Below are 25,374 nucleotides of genomic sequence, written 5' to 3'. Positions count from 1 at the left end.
CAGTCTTTAAGTCGACAGCAGAAGTGTTTGTTCTTTTTCTCGTTCATCACTGCCTTGAGTTATCCGCTGTTGATCAATTATATTTAAGGTAATTAAATACTAAGAAAGTCTTACTACGGTAAGACTTTCTTAGATGGTTACATATTATTGGTTGCTGTCTATGTATTTTACAGCATCACCTACTGTAGCGATTTTTTCTGCATCTTCATCAGCAATTTCAAGGTCAAACTCGTCTTCAAGTTCCATCACAAGTTCCACTACATCTAATGAATCTGCTTCTAAATCATCTTTAAAAGATGCTTCTAGTGTTACTTTCTCTTCGTCTACGTCAAGACGGTCAACAACGATTTGCTTTACTTTGTCAAAAGTTTCGGACATTCTCGTCACCTCCTTTCAAAGATCAAGTCCATTCTATTACATGATCATACCACCATCAACTTGAATGGTTTGACCTGTAATATAGTTGGATTGTTCAGAAGCCAAAAACAGAGCTACGTTCGCTACATCTTCCGCTTTACCTAATTTGTTTAAAGGGATTAAAGAAAGCATTTGTTCTTTCTGTTCTTCCGTTAATTTATCAGTCATATCTGTTGCAATAAAACCAGGTGCAATGGCATTGACTAATATATTACGAGCAGCAAATTCCTTAGCTGTCGACTTAGTTAATCCTATGACACCGGCTTTTGCAGAAACATAGTTGGCCTGTCCCGGATTACCGCTGATGCCAACAACAGAGGATACATTAATAATTCGACCTTGCCGCTGTTTCATCATTTGACGGGAAACCGCCTTGGTAGTCAGGAAGACACCTTTGAGATTGATATCTATTACATCTTCAAAGTCTGCTTCACTCATTCGCATTAGCAAATTATCTTTCGTGATACCTGCATTATTCACGAGGATATCAAGACTCCCGAACGCTTGGATTGTCTCTTTCACCATAGCTTTCACATCAGCTTCGTCACTGACATTCGCCTGAAGTTTAATCGCTTCTCCACCATTCTCTATGATCTCGTTAACCACAGCTTGCGCTTTTTCTTCACTACCAGAGTAGTTTACCACTACTTTTGCACCGTTTCTAGCAAAAGTTAACGCAATCTCTCGACCGATTCCACGTGATGCACCTGTAACAAGTGCAACTTGATCTTTTAACATCATCTGTTAATCCTCCTTTATCCATTCGATAAATGCTTGTAAGGAAGCATCATCCTGTACGGCAAAGGTAGTCATTCTACGATTCACTTTCTTTACCAGTCCCGTTAATACTTTACCGCTGCCTACTTCAACAATGGCATCAAGCGATTCATCCAACAACTGCTCAATTATTTCTTCAAATCTGACTGGAGAATATAACTGTTCTACCAGTAACTGCTTAATTTGTTCCTGGCTGGTTACTTTGTCCGCTGTTACATTTGCATATACTGGAATCGTCGTATCCGTCCAATTCACATTCTGAACAAGTTCACTAAATTGTTCAGCTGCAGGTTTCATTAGACTCGAATGAAACGGACCACTTACAGCTAGTGGTAATACTCGCTTAGCTCCCGCTTCCTTCAGTTGTTCGACCGCGACATCAACAGCCTTCTGTGAACCTGACACAACTATTTGACCAGGGCAATTAATATTTGCTATTTCAATCACTTCATCTGTTTGCTCGTGAATATGTGTTAATGTTTCTTGCAGCGTCGTCTTATCGAGCCCAAGCACAGCTGCCATTGCACCTTTTCCAGCTGGATACGCATTCTCCATCAGCTTCCCACGTTGGTGTACAAGTTCAACTGCCTCGGTTACTGGTAAAGCATTCGCTGCCACAAGTGCACTGTATTCTCCCAAACTGTGACCACCTGTTACGGAAGGATGAATACCTTGTTCCTTTAGTAATTGCGTAATTGCTGCACTTACTAATAAAAGTGCTGGCTGCGTATTTTCTGTTTTCGTAAGAGTTTCCTTAGGACCTTCAAACATAATATCAGTCAGATTAAAACCCAGAACTTCATTCGCCTGATCAAATAATTCTCTAACCTGCTGATAATTATCATATAAATCTTGTCCCATGCCTACTGCTTGCGAGCCTTGGCCAGGATAAATGAATGCTACTTTTTTCACGACTTATTCCTCCCCGTTACTAGCTTGAAGCTGCTGAACTTCCGCTTCAATTTTCGTAATAACTTCTTTCTCTACTATTTGAACAGTCTGCTGAATTGCACTAAAAATCGCTTGCTGGTTGGAAGAACCATGTGCCTTAACTACTGGTGCTGCAAGACCGAACAATGCAGCTCCGCCATATTCAGAATAATCAAGCTTGTTCTTTAAGCCCTTCATATCATTTTTTGCCAGCAGTGCCGCAATTTTCGTTTTGGTATTTGTCGTAAATACTTCTTTAATCATGGAAAACATTGTTAGAGCAGTACCTTCAACGGTTTTCAACGCGATATTACCACTAAATCCATCTGTTACCACGACATCTGCGACACCATTTAATAAGTCGCGTGCTTCTACATTACCAACGAAATGAATCGGCAGTTCCTGCATTAAGTCAAATGCTTTTTTGGTAAGATCATTGCCTTTACCTTTTTCTGTACCGACATTTAGAAGTCCTACACGTGGCTTTTCCATTTGGCGGACTTTCTCCATATAGATTGATCCCATCAGAGCGTATTGCTGAAGGTGCTGCGGCTTTGCTTCCACATTGGCGCCTACATCTAGCAGGAGGAATCCATCTCCATTTACGGTTGGAAGTGTGGGGCTTAGCGCAGGACGATCAATCCCTTTAATTCGCCCAACGATAAACAACCCAGCACTCATAAGCGCACCTGTGTTACCTGCAGATATACAAGCATCAGCACGACCCGCTTTCACTTCATTTGCCATTAATACCATCGAGGCATTCTTTTTGCGACGAACTGCTTTTACCGGCTCATCTTCACTTGTTATTTTTTCAGTCGTATGTATAATGTCAACTCGGTCATTACTTTTCAGATAGGGCTTCATCGCATTTTCATCACCTATAAGTGTTAAGTGAAGCTGATCAAAATGTTCGATGGCTTTCATCGCACCAAGGACAATTTCCTTTGGTGCATGGTCACCACCCATCGCATCTATTGCAATTCTCATGATTGTTCCCCTTCCTTATTATCATTCGATCGAAACATTTCAAAGAGTCCCGTAAAGACTGTTTCATTATCGACGTAACTTTGGATTTCTACAGCAGTACGGTTAGAAGAAGTTACTTCTTTCACTCTTGCTTTTGCGATCACTCTCTCTCCCTGCACCACTTGTCTGGTAAATTTAATATCAGCATTTGCTGTCAATGCTAATTCGTCGTTGATAACGGCAACTGCAAGTGAATTAGCCTGAGCAAATAAATGGTGACCTCGGGCAATTTTGTTCCGTGAGAAAACATGCTCTGCGGTAATATCCAAAATAGAAATAGCTCTTTCATCTAACTCAAGATCTATAATTTCACCGATCACTTCATCTATCGGCAACGCTTTAACTGTTTCATTCCAATTGTTGGTTGCAACAGATTTAATACGTTCTCTCAGTTCAGGAATATTTAATTCCATGCGATCTAATCGTATTGTCTGGATACTGACCGCAAACATTTTCGCTAACGTTTCATCGGTAATAAACGGTTTTTCTTCTATTGTATCCTTTAGCAATAACTGCCGTTCCTTTTTGTTCCGTTTCATGTACTCCACCGTCCATTTACATGTCATCCGCTTTTCAAAAAATTATGACTAGGTACTAATAGTAATATATAATACCATAGCCATTTATGCAAGTGTCTGCTTATCTAAATCTAATTCTTTCTGCAAATAATCAAACAAACTTTGATAATCAGCATCTTTCCAAAATTGATGTTCTACCAGTTCGATTGCGTCTGTACGAGCTGTTTCCAATGCACGGTAATCGTGGACAAGATCGGCTAATTTAAACTCTGGAAGACCACTTTGCTTTACACCAAAAAGATCACCGGGACCTCTTAATTCAAGATCTCGTTCAGCTAATTCGAATCCATCCGTCGTTTCCGTCATGATCCGCATCCGTTCTTTGCCTGTTTCGCCTTTAGGATCAGCTACTAATATACAGTAGCTCTGTTTCTCGCCTCTCCCGACACGTCCTCTCAATTGATGGAGCTGTGACAAACCGAAACGGTCAGCATCCTGTATCATCATCACTGTCGCATTCGGAACATTGACACCTACTTCTACAACAGTTGTAGAGACTAAAATTTGGACATTGTTGGAAGCAAAATCTAGCATTACTTGTTCTTTTTCTTCTGTTGACAATCTGCCATGCATTAATCCAACGGTAGCTTTTCCTTGTAACACTTCCTGTAATTGAACAAATAGGTCCAAAGCATTTTGGATATCTAACTTATCCGACTCCTCAATTAATGGACAAATAATATAAGCCTGTGAACCTTTTTTTATTTCTTTATAAATGAAATTGACTGTTCGTTCAAACATATTTTGTTTTACCCAATATGTTTCAACTGGTTTTCTCCCCTTAGGCATTTCGTCAATTTTGGATACGTCCATATCACCAAATGCAGTAATGGATAACGTGCGAGGAATCGGTGTAGCGGTCATATAAAGCATATCGGCGAGAATACCTTTTTCCCTTAAGGTGTTTCGTTGATGGACACCAAATCGGTGCTGTTCATCAATGATGACGTATGCTAAATCGTCAAAATGCACATCATCTTGAATCAGAGCATGAGTACCGATCACTACTTGACAACTTCCATCTTCTATATCAGACAGAATCTGTTGTCTTTTCTTACCCTTGATCGAGCCAGTTAATCGGTGGATTTTCACTTCATTCGGTAATAGTTCTTTCAGTGATACTTCATGCTGTTCTGCAAGAATTTCTGTTGGAACCATAAATGCTACCTGTTTGCCAGCAGTTACTGTTCCATATAAACTGATCACCGCCACCGCTGTCTTCCCTGAACCTACATCGCCCTGCAATAATCGATTCATCCGGTAGGGAGAATGCAAATCCCGAAAAATATCAGCAAGTGATTTTTTTTGAGCTTCTGTAAGGGCAAAAGGAAACTGCTGTATTAAATGTTTTACTTGCTCCATATTAATAACTTGCGCATTTCCTTGAGTTGCTTCACGATTTCGTTTTCGATAGAGCTGCATTTTTATTTGAAATAACAATAATTCTTCATAGATAAATCGTCGTTTCGCATGTTTAAGCTGCTGAAAGGAACTTGGAAAATGCATTTCTGAAAAACCGGTGAATCGATCTGGCAGCTTGTACTTTGTTAGGAACGGGGTTGGCATAAACTCGCTAATTTCCTCTTGATAATCTTGAATTATTTGCTTGATTATTTTTTGGAATTGCGCATTCTTTATGTCGCCTTTAGAAGAATATATCGGAGAAATCGGATTACTTGCATCCATACTTCCTTTCTTATATTGATCGATGGTAATTTGCAGCCTGTGCTGATCCCATTTCCCATTTACAGAAATCGTTTCGCCGGGCACAAAGTGTTTCTTGGCAAATGCCCGATTAAACATAACACCTTTGACTACCGCTCCATCGACACGAATATTGACTGTCAGACGTGATTTCTTTCGACCGTAGAACGTGACCATAGGCTCCTGCAATACCTCGCCTACAATGGTTACTTTTTCATTATGAATTAATTCATGAAGTGGTTTCTGTTCATAATGATCATAACGGTTAGGAAAATAATACAAAAGGTCTTCCACTGTATGAATATTAATCTGTTCCAAAGTTTCGGCCAATTTTGGTCCGACACCTTTTATTTGTTGTACGGATAGTTGATTCATGGTATTCACACTCTCTTACTCCCAGTAGAATTTGGATAAACATCGTATCTTTGAAAAATAAAAATGGCTGTCCAAAAGGTTTCATGCTGTACTGTCAACACTGCGGACTCCATCAAGGGAGCTTGTCCTTCTAACTTTTTCTAAAGAGCCAGTATTCAGCAGCCTCCCTTATTACAGGGAATGATGCAACTGAAAATCGCTTTGTGTGTTATCAGCATTCGCTTGCCCAAAACCTTCCTAGACAGCCTGAATTCTATTTATTCTATTGAAAAAATATAAGAATAAATCGGTTGGTCTCCTTGATGTACTTCAACCTCAACATCTTCAAATTCAGTTTCAATAAATGCAATAATTGCCTGTTCCTCTTCTTCAGAAGACTCTTGCCCGCTTATAACGGTAACAATTTCGTCTTCTTCAGGATCGATCAGCTCTCTTAATAATGATTGAATAACCGTTAGCTGATCCGCATCAGTTACTTTGATTTTCCCATCAGCCAATCCCATATAGTGTCCGTTCTCAATGGTCATTCCATCGATTTGCGTATCTCTAACCGCATACGTTATTTGACCTGTCTTCACGTGACTGCTTGCTTCAGCCATTGCCTCTTGATTCTCTGCCAGTGAATTCTCCGGATTATAGGATAGCATCGCAGCCATTCCTTGCGGGATCGTTTTAGTCGGTACCACAGCAACATTAACCTCTGCCAATTCTGCTGCTTGTTCAGCGGCCATCACAATATTTTTATTGTTAGGCAAAACAATTACTTGCTCAGCATTAGCTTCCGTAATAGCATTAGCAATATCCTGTGTACTCGGGTTCATCGTCTGACCACCCTGGATCACTACTGTAGCTCCCAAGCTCTTCAGCAATTCCGTTAATCCTGTTCCCATCGCAACGGTTACAACGCCAAACGGTTGCTTCGCTTTCGGCTTTTCCTGTTTTGGTTCTACAATTTTCGAATGCTGTTCACGCATATTCTCTACTTTTAGATTAATAAAGCTCCCAAAACGTTGGCCCAAATTAAACACATCACCTGGATATTCTGCATGGATATGCACTTTGACGATTTCATCATCTGATACAACTAACAAGGAATCGCCATGTTCGCTAAGTTCTTCTCTGAACTTTGCTTCGTCATAAGGATGTTCGCTTAATTTATCATCCTCAAACCGCACCATGAATTCGGTACAATAGCCAAATTCTATGTCATCTGTACTCATGTAATCTTGCGCCAGCTTATGATGCTCAGCGTTGACAAGGTCGTCTAAGTCCATTGTTTCATCATGTGACTGCGGGACTTCTTCCCCTTTCAAGCCAGCCAAAAATCCCTCATAAATAACGACCAAACCTTGTCCACCACTATCAACTACGCCTACCTCTTTCAAAACGGGCAATAATTCAGGAGTGCGTTTCAATGATTTCTTGGCAGCCTGGACTACTTTTTCTAAAAACGATTCAATGTCTTCCTCTTGTTTGGCAATTTCTTTTGCATCATGAGCTGTATCTTTGGCGACAGTGAGAATTGTACCTTCCACAGGTTTCATAACTGCTTTATAAGCCGTATTCACACCGCTCTCAAGAGCCGTAACAAAGCTGTCTATATCTAATTCTTCTTTTCCTTCCAAGCCCTTGGCAAAACCTCTGAAAATCTGAGACAGAATTACACCAGAATTACCTCTGGCCCCCATTAACAATCCTTTTGCAAAAGCATTGGCCACCTCTAATACACTATCCTTATTCGCCTTCTTTACTTCATTCGCTCCAGAAGTTATCGATAAATTCATATTTGTTCCAGTATCGCCATCCGGTACTGGAAAAACATTTAATGCATCAATTTTATCGGCATTATTTGACAAATGCGTTGCGCCTGTTATGACCATATTGGCAAATAATGCTGCGTCAATTTTATTATGCGTCACTTGCATGTTCCTCCCTCTGCTCCATTTCCATTATATAACCTACTTCGCAGGAATTGTTCTCACAAAAGTTCTTAATCCTGAATCACACGTACACCCTGAATATAAATATTAATAGAACTTATTTTTAAACCAAGCGTTTTTTCAAGGTTATATTTTACCTGTGATTGAACATTATGTGCAACTTCCGAAATTTTCGTGCCATAGCTGACAATGATATACATGTCAATGTGCACGGCCTCCCCTTCTTGCCGAACAATCACACCTCTTGAAAAATTCTCTTTTCTTAATATTTCTGCGATTCCGTCTCGCAATTGCTTCTTCGATGCCATTCCAACAATTCCATAGCATTCAATAGCAGCGCCTCCTGCTATCGTTGCAATTACCTCATTTGTAATGGTCACATGACCATCTGCAGTAGTTAATTCGATAGACATCCTTCATCCTCCTCTATGTATAGATAAAAGAAAAGTGCTTTGAGATTTTCAAGCTTTATATAGTTAATGGCTGTTTCTAATTACAAGAGAAATAAGGGTATTCCATTATAGAATGTATGAAAATCACCTTCATGTCAAGCAATCTCATTATATTTTCCTATAGTTGTTTGTTCCTGCCACAGTTTAGAGTTTTGTTGGGAATTTTATCGTATATTTGATAAATCAAATTGCAAAAAGAACCATTATATGATAAATTAGATAAGTATGAATTGAGTTAGTGCAGTAGGAGGGAACAAAATTATGGGACGTAAATGTGTCGTAACTGGTCGTAAAACGACTTCAGGAAATAAACGTTCACACGCTATGAATGCAAATAAGCGTAATTGGAAAGCAAACGTACAGAAAGTTAGAATCATGGTTGACGGTAAACCTCAACGTGTATATGTTTCTGCTCGTGCGCTTAAATCTGGCAAAGTAGAACGCGTATAATTTTATGAATAACTTGTAAAAAGGCTCCTGTTCAGCAGGGGCTTTTTTTCATTGGTCAAGAAAGCATAAACATGCAGTCACAACCGAACATGAAGCTGAGTTTCTATAATATGGATTATGTAAACTATCAGCTTAGTGGTGATTGTGACACGTTTTGCCGAACTCATTGACATACCTGGATACATTTGTTTCATAGTTAAGGAAAAGACCGGGCGATCGCCCGGTCTTTTCTTATCTAGCTACGTAAACAAACTCTTTGATAAGTATACAATAATAGCACGCAACTTCCACTGACTGGCATTGCTCAACAAGCCGGACATCTGTAATGAGAGTGGACTTACAGATGTCAATCTTTACTGCCAAACAAAAACTTGCTTATTTTTTGCCAGATCCCAACAATGCTCGGATGAATCCTCCAAGAAAACGTGGGAGTTTAATCGTATAGAATTTCATCATACCCCTCCTCTTCACTCCAGAAGACATAAACACTTTTTTTGATCAGTTGTAAATCGGTTCTTATACAGCTTATGAGGAGACACGCCTAAATTTGCATAGGTTTCAATATTTATTGAATAATTTACGTAGGTTCCTCCTCCGTACTCTTTATCATTATTAATATGCCATCATTAAATAAAAAAGTACCTTGAGATCCAATTATTTTATTAGAGATACATCGAGTACTTCCCCACGTTAACGTGTAATCTTCCAAAGGGTATGCGAAATCACGTAATGTTAATCCTTCTACATGTTTAGAGAGAGGGACAAAAGAAATCAGTTCTGAAGCATTTGCCTCGATTTTGTAAGTCCCTGGTTTATAAATAGAAATAGCGTTATCTTGATCAAACAGCATTGCTTTAATATTTTTTTCTAATAACAAGTACAGTAACTGCAGATTGGCCATTTCATGATCTAACCGTTTGCCTGTAGCACCGAAGATTGAAATGGCTTCAGGTTCAAGATGAAGTGCATGAGAAACAGCTAATTCCAGATCCGTTTCATTTTTTGCTGATGGATATTCTTGATACCTGGCAGCATATTGTTGTACCAATTTCTTCTCATCAGGGGTAATGGAATCAAAATCACCAATTGCCATATCGAGCGGAAGTTCGTTTCTAACTATGTATAAGGCACCTTTATCAGCACCTATCCAATAGTCAACAGTTGATTGAAAAGTGGTTAATTGGCTTAACGTTTGTTCAGGACCGCCTGCTACAATACCGATGTGCATAATGAACAGCCTTTCTACACGAATTACTCATGATTTCGTATTTTATCTATAGCACCTTGACGATCTTGTTCATTAAAAATGGCACTACCTGCAACTAATACATCTACTCCGGCATCGATACACTGCTTGGCCGTCATTTCGTTCACACCACCATCGACCTCGATTTCGAAAGCTAAACCTAATTCTTCTCTCCACTTTACCGCTTGTTGTACCTTTTCTAACACTTCTGGAATAAAGACTTGTCCACCAAATCCCGGATTGACTGTCATAAACAACACAAGCTCTACATCTTTCAAAATTGGTTTAATCATTTCGACTGGTGTGGCTGGATTCATTACAACACCTGGTTTCACACCAGCTTCCTTAATCAAATGAATGGTACGATGTAAGTGCCTGCATGCCTCCACATGTACGGTGATTATATCTGCGCCAGCATCAGCAAATTCTTGAATATAGCGATCAGGCTCCTCAATCATAAGATGGACATCTAGTGTAGCATCTGTCAGCGGACGAATGGATGATAAAACCACTGGTCCAAACGTAATATTAGGTACAAAATGACCATCCATGACATCTATGTGGATATAATCTGCGCCTCCTTGAATGACATCTTCAATTTCCTCTTTTAAAATAGAAAAATTCGCAGATAATATCGATGGTGCGATTTTCGTGCTCATATTAATACCTCGGCTTTCTATTTTTGATTTCTTCGACGAATTGTAAATAATTCTGATAGCGATCCTCTAAGATTTCTCCTCTATCTAATGCTGCCTTCACCGCACATTTTGGCTCCTTAACATGCATACAGCCTCTGAACTTGCATTGATTTTGAAGTTCAACAAATTCCGGGAAGCATTCAGGTAAAACTTCTAAGTCAATTTCTTTGAAGTCAAGCGCACTAAACCCAGGGGTATCTGCGACTAATCCTTCTTCAAAAGTAATTAACTCGACATGCCTGGTCGTATGTTTCCCCCTGCCTAAACTTTCCGAGATGTTATCTGTTTCCAACTGCAAATCCGGTATAATTGTGTTTAATAATGATGTTTTGCCGACTCCAGATTGGCCAGCAAAAACAGAAACCTTTTGATTTAGATGAACGGAAAGTTGATGGTTCAGCTCCCGATCTTTTGTTGAGAGAAATTCTACCTCATAACCAATCGTTTGATAATAGGCAAGTTTCTCTCTAACAATACTCTCTTCCTCTTCTTCAAGTAAGTCCATTTTTGTAAAAAATAATAATGGTTGGATTGATTTAGATTCGACTAAAACTAAAAACTTATCTAATAGATTAAGGCTAAGATCAGGCTGCTTCACTGATGTCACAATGATAGCCTGATCTACATTAGCGATTGGTGGTCTGGTTAATTGGTTTTCTCTTTCCGAAATCGCCATAATGTATCCTTCTTTTTTATCATGGTATTCAAACTCGACATAATCACCCACAAGTGGTGTTATCTTTTTTTGACGAAAATTCCCTCTACCACGGCATTGAACAAGACCACCTTCATACTGCACATAATAAAATCCGCTAAGAGCCTTGACAATTTTACCTCTCGGCATTTACTCACCCTCTACATCATCATATTGTATTGTTTTCTCCATAATCAGTTCATCATCTCTAAGTACTTTATAAGTTGCTTCATCATCGGGAGCAATGGTCAAGTCGATATCAAATGACGTATCTTCCTTAATCATTTTCACTTCCTGATACAATTCCGTAATATCATTATTCATATCTTCCACGTAAATACTAATTTCCTGCGGGGCTTTCTCCCCTGTTTCCTCATCGGTTTGTCCTGTATACGGGATCGTAATCGATTCGGTATGTGTGACTTGCTGTTTCGGTTCAGGTCCTTTCGATACAGTAAGTTCAACCGTATCACCTTTTTCGAGTTTTTCGTTGGCTGCAGGGTTTTGCTCCAATATAATACCTTCTTCTTCCTCTTCGCTATGGACTTCCTTAATTTCGGCATTTAATTCATTATCCTCGATATAGGTAGTTGCTTCATCAACCTGTAATCCAACTAGTCTGTTTAAGGTAATTTGTTCTGGTCCTTTACTTACCTCAAAAATAACATTCGTATCACGAGGGACTACTTCACTCCCTGCAGATGGTTGATATTGCGCGATAATTTCCCCTGCGGGACGATCTGAAAATTCTTCATAGAATTTCACATCTTTAAAGCCTGCATCAAGTAATATCGACTCAATTCTATCGTAATCATTACCTACATAATCATCTATTTCAAATGTCTCCGGTCCAGAACTTACATAAACCGTAACCTCTTCGCCTTCTTTAATTTGTTTGTTAGCAGCAGGTGACGTTTCAATCACATGGTTATTTTCAACCTCTTCATCAGAAGTTTCTTCCTTCGCTACCGTTAGTTTTAAATCTGTTAATTGCTGCTCAGCATCCTCATAGCTTAGACCTGTTACATCAGGAACTGCTACATCCTTTGGTTGGAATAATCCAGGCAACACAAATAATGCAATTAAAATAGCACCGAACAGAACGACGAACAAGCTTGTTACCCAAACGAACGTTTTTTTTCGTTTGGATTTTTTCTTTTCTGTTGGAGCTACTGCCTGCTCTGTTTTATCAGATGGTGTACTGACAATTGTAGCTGTTTCATCTAGCTTCTGATCTGCAAGATGATCCCCTTCTTTAATAATTGGGACTGCCTTTGTAATCGTGTCTTCTGATTCAGGTGGCTGAAATTTCGCTTCATTCATCTTATCAGGATCTAATGAATGAATTAATTGCTCTTCCATTTCATATACCGTTTGATATCGGTAGAACGGATCTTTCGTAGTTGATTTCAAAACAATATTCTCGACAGACTGAGGTACACGTGGATTAAATTCCCGAATCGATGGTGTCTCAGACTGTAAATGTTTTAAAGCAATCGATACTGCCGATTGTCCCGAAAAAGGGAGTTGTCCCGTCAATAATTCGAATAATAGTATCCCAAGCGAATATATATCTGATTTCCGATTTGCTTTACCACCTCGAGCTTGTTCAGGTGATAAATAATGGACAGATCCAAGTACAGAATTCGTTTGTGTTAGAGCAGTAGCACTCAATGCTACAGCAATTCCAAAGTCGGTTACTTTCACTTGACCATAAGGATTAATCAAGATATTCTGTGGCTTAATATCACGGTGGATTAAGCCGTTCTCATGTGCTTGAGCAATAGCTGCGGTGATTTGTGTCATGATATCAATGACTTCTTCCACTTCAATTGGCGCATGCAGCTGTATGTATTGTTTTAGTGTCATGCCATCAACATATTCCATGACCATATAATAAATCTGGTCTTCTTCACCTACATCATAAATACTGACGATATTCGGATGAGACAAACTGGTCGCCGCCTGTGCTTCCCGGTGAAATCTCGTGATAAACTCCTGGTCGTTCGCATATTCAAGGCGTAGTACTTTAATAGCCACTTCCCGTTCAAGGATCCTGTCATTTCCTAAATAAACATTGGCCATCCCGCCTCCGCCGATCAGTTTTATGATCTCATATCGTTCATTTAACACTTTACCTTCTAACATCAAGCGTCACCAACTTCATTATGTGAATCAACGATAGCCAATGTAATATTATCTTCGCCACCACGTTCATTCGCTAAATCGACTAACGTCTGGCCAAGATTGTCCAGGGAATCCTCACTAATGACTTCATGTAACTCCTGATCGGTAACTTTGTTTGTTAACCCATCTGAACAAATAAGAAGTCGATTAAACTCTTTCCAGTCAGATTGGAACATATCAGGTTCTAAATCAGGTTCTGTACCTAAAGCTTTTAATATAACATTTCTTCTCGGATGGAGCTGAGCATCTTCTTTGGATAGCTGTCCACTTCTAACTAGTTCCCCAACTAACGAGTGGTCTTCGGTAACTTGCTTCCAATCTGCATTACTAATTAAATAAGCACGGCTATCTCCTATATGGCCGATGATTATATCATTTTCAGTACACACAGCTGCCACAATCGTCGTACCCATCCCTTGATAAGAGGAATCAGATTGCGCCTTTTGGTACACTACATTATTCACTTCCTTGATAGAAGCTGCCAGCCATTTTTTCAAATCTAGATTATGCATATCAGAATCTGTCCACAATTTCTCTAATTGTTCAATCGTTAATTTACTGGCAATATCACCAGCCTGATGACCTCCCATGCCATCAGCCACAACTGCTAGCAATGCTTCTTGTTTGGGAATCACTGTCACAGCATCCTCATTCAATTGTCTGATCTTACCTTTGTCCGATTGATACACATATTTCATTCTTTCCACCTCTAATCCCCATCAACTATTTCGCAATAGTCTCGTAATAAAAAAGCCATCACTGTTAAAATCTTGAGGAAATATTTGCATACCATATTCACTTGATCCACTAGTATTCTGCAATGCTTCTGGTATCTCATTGAAGAACTCCTGGTCTACTTGATATTCAGGATGCTGTTGAAGAAATGATTTGATGACGTAGTCGTTCTCTTCTTTATCTACCGTACAAGTACTATAAGTCAACTTACCATTTACTCGCAATAAAGGTGCTACATGATCTAGTATTTCATGTTGGATGTGAGACAATTGGGTAATGTCATCTTCACTTTTATTATATTTTATATCAGGCTTGCTTCGCAGTACACCTAAGCCAGTACACGGTGCATCTATTAATATTCGGTCAAACGTGGAAGGTTGATGCTTTTCTTGTAATTTTCGTGCATCAGCCTGACCTGTCTGAATCGACGTTAACGCTAGTGATTTTGCTTTATCCGCTACTAACTTAGCTTTCTTTCCGTGTAAATCATACGCATACACTGTACCATTATCCTGCATTTTTTCAGCAATGTGCGTCGTTTTTCCACCAGGTGCACTGCAAGCATCCAATACGGTCATACCTGAATCTAAGTCCATCAATTCCGCTACTAACATCGAGCTTTCATCCTGCACCGTAAACATCGAGTTCGTGAAAGATTCATGCTTTAATACATTACCTTTTTCAATGATAATACCTTGATCTGAAACATCAGAAGCTCTTGCCTTGATCCCATCCGCTTCTAATTGTTCTATTAACTGAGATCTTGTCGTTTTTAATGGCTGAACACGAACGGTCATTTGTTTGTGAAGCAGGTTCGTTTCACACATTTTCTCCGTTACTTTCAACCCGTATTGCTCGATCCATCGTTCCACGAGCCACTCTGGATGACTTGTTTTCACACTGATTCGCTTCACTTCATTATCAATCTCACTATAGTCCGTAAAGCCTTCCCGTTGTGCTGCACGCAGAATGCCATTCACAAAACTAGCAATCCCTTTATGACCTCGCTTTTTCGCAATTTCGACGGCGACATGGATAACTGCATGGTCCGGCACTTTATCTAAATGTTTCATTTGATACATTGACAAATATAACAGCCATTTTACCCATTGATTCATTTTTTTCTTCTTGTTAATAAAACGATCAAGATCATATGCTAATGTCATTTTTCTTTGCAAGGTTCCGTATACGATTTCTGTTAGCAATGCGCCATCTCTTGTTTCCAACTGATGCTTATTTAATGCCTGGTCAATTACCAAGTGACTGTAACCACCTTGGTCACCTATTCGAAGTAATATATCCAAGGCGATTTCCCGTATGTTATTGTTTGCTGTTGTCATTCGCCTAATTTCTCTCCTACTTTCAGATTACTGCCGACACCACGAAGAAATTCTGCAGCTGTCATTTTCTTTTTCCCTGCAGGTTGTACTGTCGTTAACCGCACAGCCTTTTTGTCTCCAGTTGCTACGGTAATTCCTTCTTCACTCGTATTAATGATGGTTCCAGCTGGCTGGCTATTAGCTTGCATTGCTTTTTCGGCCTGATAAACTTTAAAGATTTTACCTTGCCATAATGTAAAAGCAACAGGCCATGGGTGAAGTCCTCTGATCTTGTTATAGACTGATTGTTGAGACAAGTTCCAGTCAATTTTCTCTTGATCACGCGTAATATTTGGGGCGAAAGTTGCCAACGAATCATCTTGTCTTTCACGATTGGCTTCCCCTGAAAATATCGAAGGGATCGTATTACTTAATAAATCCGCTCCTATAGTAGCTAATTTATCATGCAATGATCCAACATCGTCAGATTCTTCAATCGTTAACGCATGTTGACTGATGATATCACCGGCATCCAGCTTCTCTGCCATATACATAATTGTAATTCCTGTCTTCTCATGCCCTTCCAAAATGGAATAATGAATGGGCGCACCCCCACGTAAAGCAGGTAGAAGCGATGCATGGACATTTATACAACCATATGCAGGAATTTCTAATAACCCTTTGGGCAGTAGTTGGCCAAATGCTGCTGTTACAATTAAATCTGGCTTAAGATCTGCAATTGGCTGAAAATTATCTTTGATTTTCTCTGGCTGAAAAACCGGAATTTGATGTTTCTCAGCAGCTTCTTTTACTGGTGGTGGGGTCATGACTCTTTTCCGGCCCCGTGGACGATCAGGCTGTGTTACCACAAGATCCACCTGATATCCTTCTGCGATGATTCTTTCCAGCACAGGTACTGCAAAATCCGGAGTACCCATAAAAATAATTTTGTTCATAAGAAAAACTCCTCTTACATTAATGAATATGGTTCAAAATCTACTTGTATTGTTAAATCATGACGATGAATGTCATCACGATAGTGTGTTTGTATTTTACGTATAATTTCTTTTTGGTTTGGCTCATCCTTATATTTTACCATGCACTGGTACCGATATCTATTATTTATGCGAACCATCGGTGATGGCGTAGGCCCCAAAATAGTCGCTTGGTCTGATAAATGTTTGTACAATAATTTACAGATCGTTTTCGTTACCTCTTGTACCTTTATCTGATTTGGATGAGATACCGTGATCAGGGTGAGAAAATAATAAGGTGGGTAATGAAAGCTTCTTCGCATAGTCATTTCCTGCATGAAATACTGCTGGTAATCATATTGGCTAGCTAATTGAATACTGTAATGCTCTGGTGTGTAAGTTTGGATGATTACTTCGCCAGGTAACTGATGCCTTCCAGCCCTGCCGCTGACTTGTGTTAAAAGTTGAAATGTTTTTTCCGATGAACGGAAATCTGGTAAGTGCAACATCGCATCTACGGCTAATACGCCTACTAATGTAACATTCTCGAAGTCTAATCCTTTGGCAATCATTTGCGTACCTAGCAAAATATTCGCCTTTCCACTACCGAACTGATCGAGCAGTTTTTTGTGAGAGCCTTTGCGCCTGGTTGTATCCACATCCATTCGAATAATATCAGCTTCTGGAATCTGCTCTTTTAAAGCTTCTTCTACTTTTTGAGTTCCAGTACCGAAATAGCGGATTGTTTTACTGCTGCACGTAGGACACTCATTCACCATTGGAATTTGATAGTCACAATAATGGCATTTCAATTGGTGAGAACTTTTATGAAACGTCAGTGCAATGTCACAGTTAGGGCATTTCATAACATCTCCGCACTCACGACACATAACAAAAGTAGAATAACCTCTTCTATTTAAAAATAACACAACCTGCTGTTGTTTTTCTAACCTGGAACGAATAGCGTCTAATAATTTCACAGAGAACATGGTACGATTACCAGCGTATAATTCTTCACGCATATCAACGATTTCTACTGGTGGCATCGTTGCCTCATTCATTCTGTCTGGCATCTCCAGTAAGTGATAGACACCTTTCGTCGCTCGAGCATATGATTCCAGCATGGGTGTAGCACTGCCTAGTACAACCGGGCATTGATGGTAACTCCCTCGCTGTTTCGCTACTTCCCGAGCATGATACCTAGGTTGTTCATCCTGTTTATAGCTTGTTTCATGCTCTTCATCAATAATGATAATACCGATATTCTCAAATGGAGCGAAAATAGCGGAACGGGCCCCTACAACAACTTTTACTTCTTTATTATGAATCTTAGTCCATTCATCAAATTTTTCTCCAGCTGACAAAGCACTGTGTAAAACAGCTACTTCTGAACCAAATCTTCCTTTAAAGCGATTGACCATTTGCGGGGTAAGGGCGATTTCAGGAACTAATACGATCGCTTCTTTCCCTTTATTCAACACTTTCTCTATCGCTTGTAAATATACTTCAGTCTTACCACTTCCCGTTACACCATGCAACAGAAACACTTGATTCTGATCTGTATCAGTTGCATTCCAGATCGGCTCAATAGCCGTTCGTTGCTGACCGCTGAGAGGAAGCGGCTTAGTCTCTTTAAATTCACTATCCTGGTAAGGATCCCGGTACACTTTCTTATCGATTTTCTTTAAAATATTACGTTCAATTAACTGGTTGACTGTTTGCATCGTAGTCTTAAGTTTCCCTAATAAATGCTTCTGAGTAATTGGTTCTGGATGTTCGATAAAGAATTCGACAATTTGCTTTTGCTTCTTCGCTTGATTCGGTATATCTTCTAATACTTCCTGTAATAAGTATGCCTCTTTATCTGGTGCGATAAACCGCTGAACCTTGTTCGTCTCTTTCGACTTCACCTGATAATTAATTTGAACATGTCCATTTCGTACTTCCTTTAATAACAAAGCATGGTTACCCTGTCTTTCCGTAAATTCTTCATAAGCCATAACCCGTCTTCCAGCAAATAGTTTTTGCAATTCTTCAGGCAGCTCTTCCTCTGTCAAAGCTTCGATTTCTTTTTTATATTTTGCCTTTAGAATTTGCGGAAGCATTGCCTGGAATGTTTGAATATAAAAACTTACCGTCTGCTCGCTAATCCACTGACCTAATTGCAGCAACTCTTCCGTCAATACGGGCGTCAGATCCATGACTTCATCAATTGCTTTTAATTTATCGAATTCCGAATGATTATCGATATTGAGAACAAAGCCCATCACTTTTCTCGGACCGAACGGAACAGAAACGCGCATCCCTCTTTGAATAAGATCTTCTAAGTTCTCTGGTATTAGATAATCAAACGTACGATTCGTCTGATTTGTCGGTACATCAACTATAACTTTTGCAACTTGCATGTTTCGTTCTACCTCAATTCCTTATCAATAAGTTGAATAATTGCTTTGGCAATGTCTTTCTTACTTGACTGTGGAAGAGATTGCTCTTTACCGTCTTTTGTTAAAACAACTACTTCATTTTGATCCGAGGCAAAGCCGATTTCTTTGTTGCCGACATCATTCATCACAATGGCATCCAAGTTTTTCTTAGTTAGTTTGCTCTTCGCGTAATCCATCACATTATCTGTCTCAGCTGCAAATCCGACTAAATATTGGTGGGTCTTCTCTTCACCCAAAAATTGAAGGATATCCGTTGTTCTCTCCATTTCAATGGTCATCGAACTTCCCTGTTTTTTTAGCTTTTGGTTATGAACGATTGCTGGCGTATAATCAGCAACTGCAGCTGATTTGATAATGACATCCATGTCTTGGTAATATTGCTTTACTTTGTCAAACATGTCGGCTGCACTGTTTACCTTTACAAATTGTACACGTTGCGGAGGGCTTAGATGGACAGGACCTGATATTAACGTCACGTCTGCCCCTTGCTCCATAGCAGCTTGCGCAAGTGCATAACCCATTTTCCCTGATGAATAATTAGTGAAATAGCGGACTGGATCTAATGCTTCACGTGTTGGTCCTGCAGTGATCAGTACTTTTTTTCCTTGCCAGCCACTACAACGATTTGTTTCACTCTCAAGAAGTTCGACCATCTTCTCTGGTTCTTCCAATCGACCCTTTCCAACATAGCCACAAGCTAAATAACCTTCTCCTGGCTCAATAAATCGATATCCCCATGCATCTAATGACTGCATATTTTGGATGACTGCGGGGTGCTGGTACATATGAACATTCATAGCTGGAGCGATGTATACCGGCGCCTGCGTTGCCAATAATGTCGTTGTCAACATATCGTCTGCTATTCCGCCTGCTATTTTTCCAATCACATTTGCAGTAGCTGGTGCTATTATTACCATATCTGCCCAATCTGCCAAATCAATATGGGCAATTTTTTTGGAATCTTTCTCGTCAAAGGTATCGGTATAGACAGGATTTCTTGATATCGCCTGAAAGGTTAATGGTGTAACGAACTCCTGTGCATGACTTGTCATCAGCACCTTCACTTCTGCTCCGGCTTGTGTCAATTTACTAGTTAATGCAACTGCTTTATATACAGCAATGCCACCAGAGACACCTAAAAGTATTTTTTTTCCTTTTAACACATAGACACCCCATCTCTGATATAGAAGAAACCCTCGCAGCGCGACGCAATGCGAGGGACGATATTTAAATATTAATCATGTATGATTTCCTGATCTGGATCAACCGTTAATTTTTCTTCTAGAATTTCTTCTAATGCTAAACCTACGAAAGTTGCTGCTCGCGGGTTTTCTACTTGATGCATTTTCGTATTTTGAATTTGGCGTGCACGCTTTGCCGCTAACGTCACAAGCGTATATTTCGAATTGATTTTTGTTTGTAATTTATCAATTGACGGTTCTAATATCATTTTTCATCTACCTCCAGCAATGCTTTAAATTGTTTTGCTACTCTTTCCCTTTTACAATGTTCACTCTTCACAATCGCTTGCACTTTATTTACCGCTTCATCCACGTTATCATTTACCACAACATAATCATATTTATCCATCATTTCGATCTCATTACTTGCTTCTTTTAAGCGATTAATAATCAGATCTTCTGTTTCTGTTCCACGGTCAATGATGCGGTTTTTTAATTCTTCCAGACTTGGTGGAATTAAAAAGATAAAAACACCTTGAGGAAAATTCTCTTTTACTTGCAGAGCACCTTGCACTTCAATTTCAAGAAATACATCATGACCTCTTTCAATCGTCTCCTCCACATATTCTTTAGGTGTACCATAATAGTTGCCGACATATTCAGCATATTCAAGCATACGTCGATCTTCAATCATTTGTTCAAATTGCTCACGCGTACGGTAAAAGTAATCTACACCTTCCTGTTCCCCTTCGCGCATGGCCCTCGTTGTCATCGAAATCGAATATTTTAAATTGGTATCTTGCTCGAATAACGCCTTTCTTACTGTCCCTTTCCCTACTCCAGATGGACCAGATAAAATAAACAGTATTCCTTTCTCTTTTATCAAAATAGTTCCTCCCTATTATTCTTCATTTATTTCATCGTGGCTGATGACTCGTTGTCCAACTGTTTCCGGTTGAACGGCTGAAAGTACTACATGATCACTATCTGTAACGATGACAGCTCTTGTTCTTCTTCCGTATGTAGCGTCTACTAGTTTATTATTTTCCCTAGCGACCGTTATAATACGCTTAATTGGAGCGGACTCCGGTGATACAATTGATATGATCCTGTTGGCAGAAACCACATTTCCAAAACCGATATTAATTAACTTTAAACTCATCTCGAGCTCCCCCTTAAATCTAAGAACAACTTACTCTACATTCTGTATTTGCTCTTTCATTTTTTCTGATTCGCTTTTTAAAGATACTATTTGCTCACTTATCCATGTGTCATTTGACTTAGAACCGATCGTATTTAACTCTCTGTTTAGTTCCTGAACAATAAAGTCCAATCTTCTCCCTATCGGTTCCGTCTCTTTCAACAGTTGCTGAAATTGCATGATATGACTATGTATTCTTGTCAGTTCTTCTGTTATGTCGCCTTTTTCGGCTAGAAGCGCGATTTCTTGAAACAACCTGGATTCGTCGTAAACAGAAGTATTTTCGAGATAACTGTTTATACGTTCTTTTATTCGCTCCTGATACTCTATTATAACAATTTTTCGCCTCTCACCCAACTGTTTTATTTTATTTTGTATAATTTCTGTTCGTAATTGAAGATCTTTCCCAAGTTCAGTGCCTTCTTTTAGTCGCATAGCATGAAGGTTTTCAACTGCTTTTTCTAAAGTAAGCAGAACTTTCATATCCGTATCTGTCTTACTTTCTTCTCGTTGCTCCACCTCAAATATGTCTGGAAATTGGCCTAGCATGTCCAATGTTACCTCACCATCAAGCTGATAGGTCTGTTTAATTTGCTGAAACTGTTTTATGTATTGTTCCACTAAATCCCAATTTGTGATTATTTTTTTAGAACTCGTTCCGACTCCACTCACATCGATTGTCACACTGACTTTTCCTCGATTAACGCGCTGCTGGATTATCTTCTTTAACTGATCTTCAATTGGAACTAAAAACTTTGGCATTTGGAAAGCTATATCCAAATAGCGATGGTTTACCGTTTTAACTTCAGCTATGATGTACATTTCAGCCAATTGCAATTCCTGTCTGCCGAATCCTGTCATGCTTTTCATTCATACATCACTTCCATCTTTTATTATAAACATAATCTGGCTATCATAATCATCATATCAGACTTTTCAAATGATAGACAAATGATTCTGGGCAGTTTTTTGCTTAAAGAAATGTTATAATAATTAGATGAGGTGATTTACATGGTATTTGATGGAATAGTTACACGTGCTGTTGGAAACGAGCTTGATCAAGAGTTGGTTTCTGGACGCGTTTTAAAAATATATCAGCCAACAGAAACAGAATTAGTCATGACGATTCGCAAACATGGAGAAAATAAGCAATTATTAGTTAGTGCTCATCCTAGCTATGCAAGAATTCACATTTCAAATGATACATACGATAACCCAAAGGAACCGTCGATGTATTGTATGATGTTGCGCAAATATTTAAGTGGAAGTTTTGTTGAATCGGTTAAACAGATAGAAAATGAACGAATTATTCATATTCATTTCCAGACAAGAAATGAAATTGGCGATCCAAGTGTCAAAACACTCGTCGTCGAAGTGATGGGAAAACACAGTAATATCATCTTAATCGATCAGGAAAGACAGGTTATTCTGGATAGCATCAAGCATATCTCCAGTTTACAAAACCGTCATCGTTCGATTTTGCCAGGCAGTACTTATGTACAGCCACCGAGCCATCAGAAGGTTGATCCCTTCTGCCTTGATGGTGATCAGTTAATAAGGAAATTGGATTTTAATGCTGGTAAATTGGATCAGCAACTGGTCAATACATTAATGGGTGTGTCTCCGATGTTAGCTAAAGAAATTGTGACAAGAGCAGGTTTAGGTGACCTTCAAACCTATAAGGATGCTTTTGAACAAGTTCAACTGCAATTGGCAAAGCACCAGTATCAACCTAACGTTATGCATGGCAAAAAAGAGCGTTTCTATGTTATCCATTTAACAAATGCAATGGAAAATCGAGAAGATTTCTCTAGTGTTAGTAAAATGCTTGATCATTTCTATTCCGGTAAGGCAGAACGTGACAGAGTTAAGCAAAGAGCAGGTGATTTGCTCCGTTTTCTAACCAATGAACAAAAGAAAAATAAGCGGAAGTTAGGTAAGCTCGATCAAACACTGGAGGATGCAAAGGATGCGGATCGTTATCAGCGTGATGGCGAATTATTAACAGCGCATATGCATTTAGTTCGCCATGGGGATAAAGAGGTCGAGGTAATTAACTATTATGACCCTGATCAATCCAAACGAATTATTTCACTTAACCCGAACAAATCTCCAAGCGAGAATGCACAATCCCTGTTTAAAAAGTATCACAAACTGAAAAAATCTAAAGAAATGGTAGAAGAAGAAAAGAAAAAAACCTATGAGGAAATGAAATATCTCGATGAAATTATTGAGCAAATTGATTCTGCACGTGAACAGGATATTGAGGAGATTCGAGAAGAGTTACAAGAGCAAGGTTATTTAAAGAAAAGACAATCCCAGTCAAAACAAAAGAAAAAGCCAGCAAAACCAGCGCCTGAGATTTTTCATGCAACAGACGGTACGGAAATTTTAGTAGGTAAAAACAATAAGCAAAACGAATATGTAACAAATCGACTTGCTAGAAAAGATGAAATCTGGCTGCATACGAAAGATATACCAGGTTCACACGTCGTAATTCGTACACATGATCCAAGCGAAGACACGCTACTGGAAGCCGCACAACTAGCAGCGAATTTCAGTAAATCAAAACATTCCTCCTCTGTACCAGTAGACTATACGCTGATTAGACATGTCAAGAAACCCAACGGCGCAAAACCTGGTTTTGTCACTTATGATAATCAAAAGACATTGTTTGTAACGCCTGATCAGCAATTGATTGAACGATTACGGAAGAAAAGCTAAGCTAACGAACACACCACTGCTTCTGAGATGAAATTGACAGTATAAATCGGTTGTATAGAAAAGCCCCGTCAACTCCAAGACGGGGCTTTTTAATAACAAAGAAAGTTCAGTCAGAGAACTAATCACGATAAATAGGAAGGTTGGTTCTTATAATATGGATTATGTTAACTAGCCATCGCTAGCCAAGCATCCATATTGAGATATTTAATGTGCTAGGATACCCACTCCGCGTCCTGCGGAGCCTATTTCCGGAGCTTTGCTAAGCACATACTTCATATCAAAATTACCACATTTACATACAATTCTACTTTACATAATCCATATTATAGGTAGTTTTATATTATGTTGTTAGTTAGGGCCAGGTGGACTAGCTCAACAAGTAATACAACAGATCGAAATTCAAGGCTGGCTATCCGTACATATATATGATTAATTAATACTGCGGTTAATAATTGCGGCTAATTTTCGTTTGCATGCTTTTGTAGTTCGTCTATTGTAACAAAGCGGTAGTTTTGTTCTGTTAGTTCTTTTAAGATTGTTTCCATCACTTGTAATTCCTCTCCGTCATCATACATTGGATGGAGCAAGATAATGGATCCTTTTTCTATGTTATCGAGTACATATTTCACTTTTTCTTCTACTGAGCTCGCATATGTATCCGGTTCAATATTCCACATGATTGTTTCCCTCTTCTGATTGTTCAGCATCCATGGCAAAACGACAAGTTTTTTACCAAATGGCGGACGAAAATCAATGTCACCTTCGTATCCGGCGTCTCTAATTAAATCATCTGTTAAGGATAATTCCTTCTTTACAAACGCTGGGGATTTGACTACCATTCTGGTATGCGTATAGCTATGATTTCCGATCTGATGTCCAGCATCAACAATAGCCTTGGCCATTTCAGGATATTTCGCTATATCTTGTCCAATCAGAAAAAAAGTTGCCTTAGCCTGATATTCATCCAATAACGATAAAATTCCTGGAACGTTCTCAGACGGTCCATCATCAAAAGTTAGAGCAACAATCTTTTCATCAGTTTCCACTTTAGCTGTTAATTCACCGAATAATTGAAATTCCCGCGCATTCATTAGTTTATATCCACCTATAGCTAGGAACATTAAACAGCATATAGCCAAACCGCTCCAAAGTAATTTCTTTTTCATCAAAAAATACCTGCTTTCTTAATTAATAAGCTTACTAAATTCTATCATAGTCATACTCGCCCTGTTTCACAACACCTAATATGTTCGCTTTTGAGTATCACTGAAATGATCATCTGTGATTTTCTCAGGAAAAACAGAAAAACCAACACAGCA

The 25,374-nt window shown here is 39.1% G+C and carries 25 protein-coding genes; 2 read left to right on the top strand and 23 right to left on the bottom strand.

Features of this window, described 5'->3' with window-relative positions; all coding sequences use genetic code 11:
* Nucleotides 1-144: 144 nt before the first annotated feature.
* The 8 genes from MUN87_RS01130 to MUN87_RS01095 form a co-directional block, all read right to left on the bottom strand.
* A complete protein-coding gene (locus MUN87_RS01130) occupies nt 145-378 on the bottom strand; it encodes an acyl carrier protein (RefSeq protein WP_244745204.1) in 234 nt (77 codons plus the stop codon).
* A 36-nt stretch (nt 379-414) separates the two neighbouring features.
* Entirely contained in the window at nt 415-1,155 is a 741-nt protein-coding gene (fabG, locus tag MUN87_RS01125; RefSeq protein WP_244747843.1) for a 3-oxoacyl-[acyl-carrier-protein] reductase, read from the bottom strand.
* Nucleotides 1,156-1,161: 6 nt separating this feature from the next.
* Entirely contained in the window at nt 1,162-2,106 is a 945-nt protein-coding gene (gene fabD / locus MUN87_RS01120) for an ACP S-malonyltransferase (RefSeq protein WP_244745202.1), read from the bottom strand.
* A 3-nt stretch (nt 2,107-2,109) separates the two neighbouring features.
* Entirely contained in the window at nt 2,110-3,114 is a 1,005-nt protein-coding gene (plsX, locus tag MUN87_RS01115) for a phosphate acyltransferase PlsX (protein ID WP_244745191.1), read from the bottom strand.
* Nucleotides 3,111-3,692, bottom strand: a complete 582-nt coding sequence (fapR, locus tag MUN87_RS01110; RefSeq protein ID WP_244745177.1) for a transcription factor FapR — start codon at nt 3,690-3,692, stop codon at nt 3,111-3,113. The genes plsX and fapR overlap by 4 nt, the downstream gene beginning before the upstream one ends.
* Before the next feature lie 84 nt (nt 3,693-3,776).
* A complete protein-coding gene (gene recG / locus MUN87_RS01105; RefSeq protein ID WP_244747842.1) occupies nt 3,777-5,810 on the bottom strand; it encodes an ATP-dependent DNA helicase RecG in 2,034 nt (677 codons plus the stop codon).
* Nucleotides 5,811-6,067: 257 nt separating this feature from the next.
* Entirely contained in the window at nt 6,068-7,729 is a 1,662-nt protein-coding gene (locus MUN87_RS01100; protein ID WP_439649641.1) for a DAK2 domain-containing protein, read from the bottom strand.
* Between the two features lie 71 nt (nt 7,730-7,800).
* Nucleotides 7,801-8,163: an Asp23/Gls24 family envelope stress response protein gene (locus MUN87_RS01095; protein WP_244745144.1), complete on the bottom strand. Its 363-nt coding sequence runs from the start codon at nt 8,161-8,163 to the stop codon at nt 7,801-7,803.
* Nucleotides 8,164-8,463: 300 nt separating this feature from the next.
* Here MUN87_RS01095 and rpmB point away from each other — a divergent pair, with 300 nt between their 5' ends.
* Nucleotides 8,464-8,652 carry a 50S ribosomal protein L28 gene (rpmB, locus tag MUN87_RS01090; protein WP_244717640.1) on the top strand — a complete coding sequence of 63 codons (189 nt, stop codon included), beginning with the start codon at nt 8,464-8,466 and terminating at the stop codon, nt 8,650-8,652.
* A gap of 375 nt (nt 8,653-9,027) precedes the next feature.
* On the opposite strand, the gene spoVM is transcribed toward rpmB, so the two are convergent.
* From spoVM to MUN87_RS01020, 14 genes are all read right to left on the bottom strand, one after another.
* A complete protein-coding gene (gene spoVM, locus MUN87_RS01085; RefSeq protein WP_139251824.1) occupies nt 9,028-9,105 on the bottom strand; it encodes a stage V sporulation protein SpoVM in 78 nt (25 codons plus the stop codon).
* 124 nt (nt 9,106-9,229) lie between these two features.
* Nucleotides 9,230-9,880 carry a thiamine diphosphokinase gene (locus tag MUN87_RS01080; RefSeq protein WP_244745141.1) on the bottom strand — a complete coding sequence of 217 codons (651 nt, stop codon included), beginning with the start codon at nt 9,878-9,880 and terminating at the stop codon, nt 9,230-9,232.
* A 23-nt stretch (nt 9,881-9,903) separates the two neighbouring features.
* Nucleotides 9,904-10,557 (bottom strand): ribulose-phosphate 3-epimerase, encoded by a 654-nt coding sequence (gene rpe / locus MUN87_RS01075; RefSeq protein WP_244745116.1) that lies wholly within the window; start codon nt 10,555-10,557, stop codon nt 9,904-9,906.
* Nucleotide 10,558: 1 nt separating this feature from the next.
* Nucleotides 10,559-11,440 carry a ribosome small subunit-dependent GTPase A gene (gene rsgA, locus MUN87_RS01070; RefSeq protein WP_244745104.1) on the bottom strand — a complete coding sequence of 294 codons (882 nt, stop codon included), beginning with the start codon at nt 11,438-11,440 and terminating at the stop codon, nt 10,559-10,561.
* Complete coding sequence (gene pknB, locus MUN87_RS01065) at nt 11,441-13,438, bottom strand: Stk1 family PASTA domain-containing Ser/Thr kinase (RefSeq protein ID WP_244745097.1); 1,998 nt, start codon at nt 13,436-13,438, stop codon at nt 11,441-11,443.
* Nucleotides 13,438-14,175: a Stp1/IreP family PP2C-type Ser/Thr phosphatase gene (locus tag MUN87_RS01060; RefSeq protein ID WP_244745095.1), complete on the bottom strand. Its 738-nt coding sequence runs from the start codon at nt 14,173-14,175 to the stop codon at nt 13,438-13,440. Before MUN87_RS01060 ends, pknB begins: the two co-directional genes overlap by 1 nt.
* 21 nt (nt 14,176-14,196) lie before the next feature.
* Nucleotides 14,197-15,552: a 16S rRNA (cytosine(967)-C(5))-methyltransferase RsmB gene (gene rsmB / locus MUN87_RS01055; RefSeq protein WP_244745088.1), complete on the bottom strand. Its 1,356-nt coding sequence runs from the start codon at nt 15,550-15,552 to the stop codon at nt 14,197-14,199.
* Entirely contained in the window at nt 15,549-16,487 is a 939-nt protein-coding gene (fmt, locus tag MUN87_RS01050; protein ID WP_244745078.1) for a methionyl-tRNA formyltransferase, read from the bottom strand. Before fmt ends, rsmB begins: the two co-directional genes overlap by 4 nt.
* Nucleotides 16,488-16,501: 14 nt before the next feature.
* Nucleotides 16,502-18,910, bottom strand: coding sequence for a primosomal protein N' (gene priA, locus MUN87_RS01045; RefSeq protein WP_244745076.1), 2,409 nt, complete (start codon nt 18,908-18,910; stop codon nt 16,502-16,504).
* A gap of 8 nt (nt 18,911-18,918) precedes the next feature.
* On the bottom strand, nt 18,919-20,112 hold the full coding sequence (gene coaBC / locus MUN87_RS01040; protein ID WP_244745069.1) for a bifunctional phosphopantothenoylcysteine decarboxylase/phosphopantothenate--cysteine ligase CoaBC: 1,194 nt from the start codon (nt 20,110-20,112) through the stop codon (nt 18,919-18,921).
* 71 nt (nt 20,113-20,183) lie between these two features.
* Nucleotides 20,184-20,399 (bottom strand): DNA-directed RNA polymerase subunit omega, encoded by a 216-nt coding sequence (gene rpoZ, locus MUN87_RS01035; RefSeq protein ID WP_305037427.1) that lies wholly within the window; start codon nt 20,397-20,399, stop codon nt 20,184-20,186.
* On the bottom strand, nt 20,396-21,016 hold the full coding sequence (gene gmk / locus MUN87_RS01030) for a guanylate kinase (protein ID WP_244745057.1): 621 nt from the start codon (nt 21,014-21,016) through the stop codon (nt 20,396-20,398). Before gmk ends, rpoZ begins: the two co-directional genes overlap by 4 nt.
* A 15-nt stretch (nt 21,017-21,031) precedes the next feature.
* Complete coding sequence (gene remA, locus MUN87_RS01025) at nt 21,032-21,292, bottom strand: extracellular matrix/biofilm regulator RemA (RefSeq protein ID WP_244745055.1); 261 nt, start codon at nt 21,290-21,292, stop codon at nt 21,032-21,034.
* A gap of 30 nt (nt 21,293-21,322) precedes the next feature.
* Nucleotides 21,323-22,201 carry a YicC/YloC family endoribonuclease gene (locus tag MUN87_RS01020; protein ID WP_244745052.1) on the bottom strand — a complete coding sequence of 293 codons (879 nt, stop codon included), beginning with the start codon at nt 22,199-22,201 and terminating at the stop codon, nt 21,323-21,325.
* Between the two features lie 141 nt (nt 22,202-22,342).
* Between MUN87_RS01020 and MUN87_RS01015 the strand changes: the two genes are divergently transcribed.
* A complete protein-coding gene (locus MUN87_RS01015; RefSeq protein WP_244745051.1) occupies nt 22,343-24,055 on the top strand; it encodes an Rqc2 family fibronectin-binding protein in 1,713 nt (570 codons plus the stop codon).
* 458 nt (nt 24,056-24,513) lie between these two features.
* Here MUN87_RS01015 and MUN87_RS01010 read toward each other — a convergent pair whose 3' ends face one another.
* Complete coding sequence (locus MUN87_RS01010; RefSeq protein WP_244745050.1) at nt 24,514-25,221, bottom strand: polysaccharide deacetylase family protein; 708 nt, start codon at nt 25,219-25,221, stop codon at nt 24,514-24,516.
* Nucleotides 25,222-25,374: the final 153 nt, after the last annotated feature.

This window comes from Gracilibacillus salinarum (genome assembly GCF_022919575.1).
Taxonomy (GTDB): Bacteria; Bacillota; Bacilli; order Bacillales; family Amphibacillaceae; genus Gracilibacillus; species Gracilibacillus salinarum.
Note: the sequence above shows the minus strand (reverse complement) of the source record. Positions and strands in the feature narration are given on the sequence as shown.

Excerpts from the sequence above, each read along its gene's own strand:
- MUN87_RS01130 (WP_244745204.1), bottom strand. The coding sequence starts at position 378 with ATGTCCGAAACTTTTGACAAAGTAAAGCAAATCGTTGTTGACCGTCTT.
- fabG (WP_244747843.1), bottom strand. The coding sequence starts at position 1,155 with ATGTTAAAAGATCAAGTTGCACTTGTTACAGGTGCATCACGTGGAATC.
- plsX (WP_244745191.1), bottom strand. The coding sequence starts at position 3,114 with ATGAGAATTGCAATAGATGCGATGGGTGGTGACCATGCACCAAAGGAA.
- fapR (WP_244745177.1), bottom strand. The coding sequence starts at position 3,692 with ATGAAACGGAACAAAAAGGAACGGCAGTTATTGCTAAAGGATACAATA.
- recG (WP_244747842.1), bottom strand. The coding sequence starts at position 5,810 with ATGAATCAACTATCCGTACAACAAATAAAAGGTGTCGGACCAAAATTG.
- MUN87_RS01095 (WP_244745144.1), bottom strand. The coding sequence starts at position 8,163 with ATGTCTATCGAATTAACTACTGCAGATGGTCATGTGACCATTACAAAT.
- rpmB (WP_244717640.1), top strand. The coding sequence starts at position 8,464 with ATGGGACGTAAATGTGTCGTAACTGGTCGTAAAACGACTTCAGGAAAT.
- spoVM (WP_139251824.1), bottom strand. The coding sequence starts at position 9,105 with ATGAAATTCTATACGATTAAACTCCCACGTTTTCTTGGAGGATTCATC.
- MUN87_RS01080 (WP_244745141.1), bottom strand. The coding sequence starts at position 9,880 with ATGCACATCGGTATTGTAGCAGGCGGTCCTGAACAAACGTTAAGCCAA.
- rpe (WP_244745116.1), bottom strand. The coding sequence starts at position 10,557 with ATGAGCACGAAAATCGCACCATCGATATTATCTGCGAATTTTTCTATT.
- rsgA (WP_244745104.1), bottom strand. The coding sequence starts at position 11,440 with ATGCCGAGAGGTAAAATTGTCAAGGCTCTTAGCGGATTTTATTATGTG.
- pknB (WP_244745097.1), bottom strand. The coding sequence starts at position 13,438 with ATGTTAGAAGGTAAAGTGTTAAATGAACGATATGAGATCATAAAACTG.
- MUN87_RS01060 (WP_244745095.1), bottom strand. The coding sequence starts at position 14,175 with ATGAAATATGTGTATCAATCGGACAAAGGTAAGATCAGACAATTGAAT.
- rsmB (WP_244745088.1), bottom strand. The coding sequence starts at position 15,552 with ATGACAACAGCAAACAATAACATACGGGAAATCGCCTTGGATATATTA.
- fmt (WP_244745078.1), bottom strand. The coding sequence starts at position 16,487 with ATGAACAAAATTATTTTTATGGGTACTCCGGATTTTGCAGTACCTGTG.
- priA (WP_244745076.1), bottom strand. The coding sequence starts at position 18,910 with ATGCAAGTTGCAAAAGTTATAGTTGATGTACCGACAAATCAGACGAAT.
- rpoZ (WP_305037427.1), bottom strand. The coding sequence starts at position 20,399 with ATGATATTAGAACCGTCAATTGATAAATTACAAACAAAAATCAATTCG.
- remA (WP_244745055.1), bottom strand. The coding sequence starts at position 21,292 with ATGAGTTTAAAGTTAATTAATATCGGTTTTGGAAATGTGGTTTCTGCC.
- MUN87_RS01020 (WP_244745052.1), bottom strand. The coding sequence starts at position 22,201 with ATGAAAAGCATGACAGGATTCGGCAGACAGGAATTGCAATTGGCTGAA.
- MUN87_RS01015 (WP_244745051.1), top strand. The coding sequence starts at position 22,343 with ATGGTATTTGATGGAATAGTTACACGTGCTGTTGGAAACGAGCTTGAT.
- MUN87_RS01010 (WP_244745050.1), bottom strand. The coding sequence starts at position 25,221 with ATGAAAAAGAAATTACTTTGGAGCGGTTTGGCTATATGCTGTTTAATG.